Consider the following 304-nt stretch of genomic DNA (forward strand, 5'->3'; position numbering starts at 1 on the left):
TCCGGCGGTCTGCGCGCCGTCGAGCACCTGCGGCAGGTCTTCGCCGAGCTGCACGCCGTCTCCATCCGCGACACCGTCTCCTTCCACAACGCCGGCGCCCTCTTCGACGACGAGGGCAGGCACCGCGACCCGGTCGGCCCCGACGCGGCGGCGAAGTCCCTCCTGGACCAACTGGTCTGGTGGGGGCGGGCACTGAGGGGCGCCAGGGCCGCCCATCCGTACGGCGGCTGACTGCGCGGCGCCCTCACCTGGCCGACAATCGGGATCAGGACCCCGCTGCCGATCCGAGGAGACCGAAGGTGAC

General features: G+C 73.0%; 1 pseudogene. It reads left to right on the forward strand.

Going from position 1 to position 304, the window contains the following annotated elements:
- Positions 1–231, forward strand: a pseudogene (locus JGS39_RS40450) (NAD(P)H-dependent oxidoreductase); the annotation flags it as partial.
- Between the last annotated feature and the right edge of the window lie 73 nt (positions 232–304).

The organism is Streptomyces poriferorum, from assembly GCF_019399235.1.
Taxonomy (GTDB): Bacteria; Actinomycetota; Actinomycetes; order Streptomycetales; family Streptomycetaceae; genus Streptomyces; species Streptomyces poriferorum.